Source organism: Specibacter sp. AOP5-B1-6 (assembly GCF_052376555.1).
GTDB lineage: Bacteria > Actinomycetota > Actinomycetes > Actinomycetales > Micrococcaceae > Specibacter.
The window spans coordinates 1-4,984 of sequence record NZ_JBQSVT010000076.1; the positions used below are offsets into that span (position 1 = coordinate 1).

Below are 4,984 nucleotides of genomic sequence, written 5' to 3' on the forward strand. Positions count from 1 at the left end.
ATCGCTGCTGTCTGGGCGCTGAAGAATCCAAATCCGAGCCCAGCCCGGCCCAATAAACCCCGTCGGCGCACCTACAAACCCGACTTTGGAACACGCATCGCTCATCGACTGGAAGAATTTCTGCAATAAACGATCACTACGAATGACGGATTTTGGCAATTCTATTGTCAAATGATCATTCTCTGTCAATAATGAGACTCATGACACACTACTGATTTACTCTTCCTGAACACTGGAGTTCATGTTTCACTGACCGGCACTGAAAGCAACACGAAAATCGGGCAGCAGGCCCACGAAACAGCGCCATTCAGGCTGTCGCACTCGCCGAGTCAGCGTGGCCACGAATACACAACGACCCATGCATCAAACTCGCTGTAAACAGCGGCTCGCCGGCGCGATCACTGCGCACCGAAAATTTGAACCCCCATCGACCGTGCAACGTTTCCCACTCCATCGTTCTCGGCTGAATTCTTCGACCAATCGCACCAAGAGAGGAACCCAAAGTGACAACTCGACTCCGAAATCGGACACACCTTAGACGAGCACTCCGGTTCACCGGAATTTTCGCCGCTATATCGCTCGCCGTGCCAGTTGCCGGCTGCGGCTCAACGCAGGGTGCTACGACGCTCGACAAAACTGCTAACGTGCAAATCGAAATGTGGTCGGGCCAGGACGACGCGGCCTCAACCATCCTCGAGGGTCTCGCCAAGGAATTTGAGAAAGCTCATCCTAACGTCACCATCAATATGTCGCCGGGAGCATCCTCGACAGATCAGCTACTGCAGAAGCTATCGGCCGGATTCGCTGGCAAGCAGTATCCGGATATATCGTACGCGTTCGGGTCTTGGGCGGGGCAGCTCGAAGGAACTGGCCGCACACTCGATATCTCAGACGAGGTCGAGCAAACCGACGTCAAATGGGGCGAATTTACGGCGGCTGCCCGCGATACGGTACAGCCTTCCGGGACTAAGGTAATCGGTTTTCCTGCGGTGGTTGACAATATTGGGCTTCTCTATAACAAGACTGTGTTCGACAAGGCGGGGGTCGCCTACCCCACGGCAGATTGGAGCTGGGACGACTTCCGGTCGGCCGCAAAAAAATTGACAGACCCGGCCACCCACACCTATGGCTACGGCTATTCAGTGTCCGGCAGCGAGGAGACGACATGGCAGTTCTGGCCACACCTGTGGCAGAATGGCGGATCGATCCTCTCGGAAGATGGCAAGTCGTCTGCGTTCTCCTCTCCCGCGGCCGTCGACTCACTCTCACTGCTGCGTTCGATGGCCGTCGACGACAAAAGTGTGTATCTCGATCAGACTGACACCAAGTTTGGCCAGCTATTCGTGAACAACCGCATAGGAATGATTACCTCTGGGCCCTGGCAGCTGTCCGATTTGAAAACCGGCGGCACCGACTACGGGGTCGTGAACCTCCCTGGTACTAACGGCGATCACCAAACAGTCTCCGGCCCCGACATCTGGGCCCTGTTCGACCACAAAGATAAAAATCGTGCCTACTGGTCATTTCAGTTCACCAAGTGGTTGACCTCGGCCGAACAAGACGAACGGTTCAACGTTGCCATCGGCAACCTGCCGTTACGATCGTCATCGGCATCATCCGAGGCAGTCAAACACGTGACCGCAGAGTATCCCGGATACGAGGTCTTCGTGGCCAACTCCGACAACGTCAAGGAGACCCGGCCCACCACAAAGAACTATGCTGCCCTGTCAGTGGTGATCGGAAAGACGATTGCCGCAGTGCTCCAAGGCAAGGGTGAACCCGAGCCCGCACTCCAACAGGCAGCAGAGACGGCCGATGCAGAGATGAAGAAATAAGGGTGCGTGGGGACACTCTTACGGAAGACCGCGCTACCCGCGTGTTCGGACCCGTAGACCTCCGAGACGGTGCCGGCCTACAACGCGGGCGGCGCAGACAGGGGTTGAAGTCCGCTCTGACGGGCTGGGGCTTCGTGGCGCCAGCCACGCTGATCATTTTAGGATTATCGATCTTCCCAGCTGTTTGGGCATTCATATTATCGCTGCAGAGTTGGGACGGGTTTAGCCAGCCGACATGGGTCGGCAGTGCCAATTACTCGCAACTGGTGAGTGATGCCGACTTCTGGAACGCCGTGAGGAATACCGTCGGCTACACCATTCTATTCGTCCCTGCTTCCGTATTGCTGGGGCTCTTTCTCGCGGTGGCCCTCAACCGCCAAATCCGAGGAATCGGCTTCTACCGCACGGCCATCTTTGTACCGTTCGTTGCGTCAGCTGCATCGACCGGTATTCTTTCCACATACTTATTCAGCCCCCAGTTCGGCATCATCAACAACGTGCTGAGGGTGCTGCATCTGCCACAGCAGGGTTGGCTCGACGACCCGCATCAAGCCATGCTCGTGATCGCAATCATGTCTCTTTGGGGGTCAGCCGCGTTCACCACAGTAATCTACCTGGCGGCGCTACAGGACGTGCCGTCGGACATCCTCGAAGCAGCTCGCATCGATGGTGCGAACCCGTGGCAGGTCTTCTGGCGAATTGTCTGGCCCCAACTAGCTCCCGTGACCGTGTTCGTCATGATCTGGCAGACAATTCAGGCCATTCAGTTGTTCGATCTCGTATACACGACTACTCGGGGCGGGCCGCTCGATGCAACAGAAACGATCGTTTACTTTCTATATGAGAAGGCTTTCCGGTCCCTGCAGTTCGGTTATGGATCGGCCGCCGCCTACGTGCTGTTCGCAGCAACACTGGTCATTACTATTATCGTCGTCGTGTATTCTCGGCGCGGAAGCTCAGAGGAAATCTGATGTCAACAATTTTAGATGAGGTCTCCGGATCATCTCGCAGTGCGCCCGCACGTGTCCAGAGGGAGAGAGGACAACACAAACGTAGGCTGAGCGGTTGGCATTTTGTGTTGTTCCCCATTGCGATCTTGTTTCTGGTTCCGTTCGTGCAGATGGCGTTGGCTTCTTTCTCACCGGCGAAAGAGCTGGTGGCTTTTCCTCCACCGTTCATCCCGTCCCAGTTGACCATCGATGGTTATGTTAAGTTGTTCGGGAAGACCGATGTCTTGCATTGGCTAGGAAACACGGTGGTGGTATCCGTGACAGCTGTCGCCTCAAACTTGGTGTTATGTTCGCTAGCCGGGTATGGGTTCGCCCGATTGAAGTTCGCGGGACGCAATTTCGGATTTCTGATGATCCTAGCCACCATCATGATCCCGACCCAACTGCTTATGATCCCGACATACATCCTGTTCTCGTACCTAGGACTGCTAAACGGGTTGGGGGCGGCCATCGTGCCGTGGTTGGCAACCGCGTTTGGGATCTTTTTGATGCGACAATTCTTCCTCTCTCTCCCGGCTGAGCTGGAAGAGGCCGGATCCATCGATGGATGCAACCGGTGGCAAATTTTCTTCCGCATCGTTCTTCCATTGGCACGTCCGGCGCTGGCAACGTTGGCGATTTTCACACTGCTCGGTGCGTGGAACGATCTGGTCTGGCCGCTCATCGCGATCAACAATGAGGATTCGTTCACCCTCCAGCTTGGAATCGCGAATTTCCAAGGCGCACATCAAACCGATTGGAGCCTCATGATGGCTGGCAACGTCGTAGCAACCCTGCCGCTGATCCTGTTCTTCCTTTTCGCTCAGCGGCAGTTCCTCGCCACTATGACTTTCTCAGGGATGAAGTGATGACCGCTACCGAAGTACTCGTTGTCGGGGATGCCAACCCCGATCTGCTGCTCACGGGCGACGTTGTCCCCAGGTTTGGTCAGGCCGAACAACTACTTGACTCAGCCGACCTCGTACTTGGCGGTAGCGCCGGAATCGTGGCGGCCGGACTTAGTCGACTTGGTATCGCCACAGCCCTCGCAGCTGCGGTCGGTCGCGACCAGTTCGGTGAGTTTGTCCTCGATTCGTTAAAGGAGCGTGAAGTGGATATCTCAGCCGTCGCGGTCCGGGACAACATCTCCACCGGAGTCTCTGTGGTGTTGTCGCAGGCGAACGATCGAGCAATACTGACTCTTCCGGGCACCATCCCGACGCTCAGCATCGAGGCAGTGCAAGAGGCAGTGGATCAGCTTGCTCCTCGGCATGTTCATTTCGCTTCCTATTTCCTCCAGCCTGCTCTTTCAAGCCAACTTCCGGGGCTTCTCGACTGGCTTCGACATCAGGGGATCACGACCAGCCTCGACACGAACTGGGATCCAGCTGAAAGATGGCAGGGCCTGGCCGACGTTCTAACGAAGGTCGACTATGTGATTCCCAACCTCGAAGAATCCTTCGCGATTTCGAGCACATTCGCTGGACATCCGGTTACTGATCTTGATGAAGCGGGAGCTCTCCTTTCATCATTGGGCTGCCGTGTAGTGGTAAAAGCGGGTGCTGACGGAGGAATCACCTACGAGGGCGGAACTCGTACGGCTGCCGCTCCCGGACTGGTTCTCGACGTGGTCGACACGACAGGAGCCGGCGATAGCTTTGACGCCGGATACATCGCTGCGACCATTCGCGGAGTCGACACCGAGTACGAGCGCCTCCGCTGGGCTGCAGTCGCTGGTTCGCTCTCGGTGCGAGGACTAGGAGGAACAGCAACACAAGCCACATCTACGGAACTCACCGAGGCTGGCCTCGTCAGCAGGTAGCTACGTCCAGGCTCGCCACAACCCGCGAATTGTCCCTGCCTACACTGGCCGGTCTGCAAGTGCGAGGCCCCATCCCGCGTCTCATATTTGCTCGGGTCAGCACCACACATAACTAATGAGCTGGCATCCAGAAGAAAAAAATCCGTTTCATCCGTTACATGTTCCGGATTTCATGAAAGGTTCGCTAGACCTGATCCACTCTTCTACTAACGCGAATATCCGCGTGGACATTGTTTTCTACTCACAATGACTGGATACGTTCATCCTGCTCACAGAGGCCACCCTGGCACCGAACAAGAATTTGCATTTACAGCTCATCGCAGCGTACGGCAATATCC

At 56.0% G+C, this 4,984-nt stretch carries 5 protein-coding genes; 4 read left to right on the plus strand and 1 reads right to left on the minus strand.

Features of this window, described 5'->3' with window-relative positions; all coding sequences use genetic code 11:
* A partial coding sequence (locus ACT3TS_RS19285; RefSeq protein WP_444533150.1) for a hypothetical protein occupies nt 1–189 on the minus strand: 189 nt, incomplete at its 3' end.
* A gap of 455 nt (nt 190–644) precedes the next feature.
* Here ACT3TS_RS19285 and ACT3TS_RS19290 point away from each other — a divergent pair.
* From ACT3TS_RS19290 to ACT3TS_RS19305, 4 genes are all read left to right on the plus strand, one after another.
* Nucleotides 645–1,835 carry an ABC transporter substrate-binding protein gene (locus tag ACT3TS_RS19290; RefSeq protein WP_444533151.1) on the plus strand — a complete coding sequence of 397 codons (1,191 nt, stop codon included), beginning with the start codon at nt 645–647 and terminating at the stop codon, nt 1,833–1,835.
* A 104-nt stretch (nt 1,836–1,939) separates the two neighbouring features.
* Complete coding sequence (locus ACT3TS_RS19295; protein WP_444533152.1) at nt 1,940–2,806, plus strand: carbohydrate ABC transporter permease; 867 nt, start codon at nt 1,940–1,942, stop codon at nt 2,804–2,806.
* Entirely contained in the window at nt 2,806–3,693 is an 888-nt protein-coding gene (locus tag ACT3TS_RS19300) for a carbohydrate ABC transporter permease (protein ID WP_444533153.1), read from the plus strand. Before ACT3TS_RS19295 ends, ACT3TS_RS19300 begins: the two co-directional genes overlap by 1 nt.
* Nucleotides 3,693–4,646 carry a carbohydrate kinase family protein gene (locus ACT3TS_RS19305; RefSeq protein WP_444533154.1) on the plus strand — a complete coding sequence of 318 codons (954 nt, stop codon included), beginning with the start codon at nt 3,693–3,695 and terminating at the stop codon, nt 4,644–4,646. Before ACT3TS_RS19300 ends, ACT3TS_RS19305 begins: the two co-directional genes overlap by 1 nt.
* Nucleotides 4,647–4,984 lie beyond the last annotated feature (338 nt).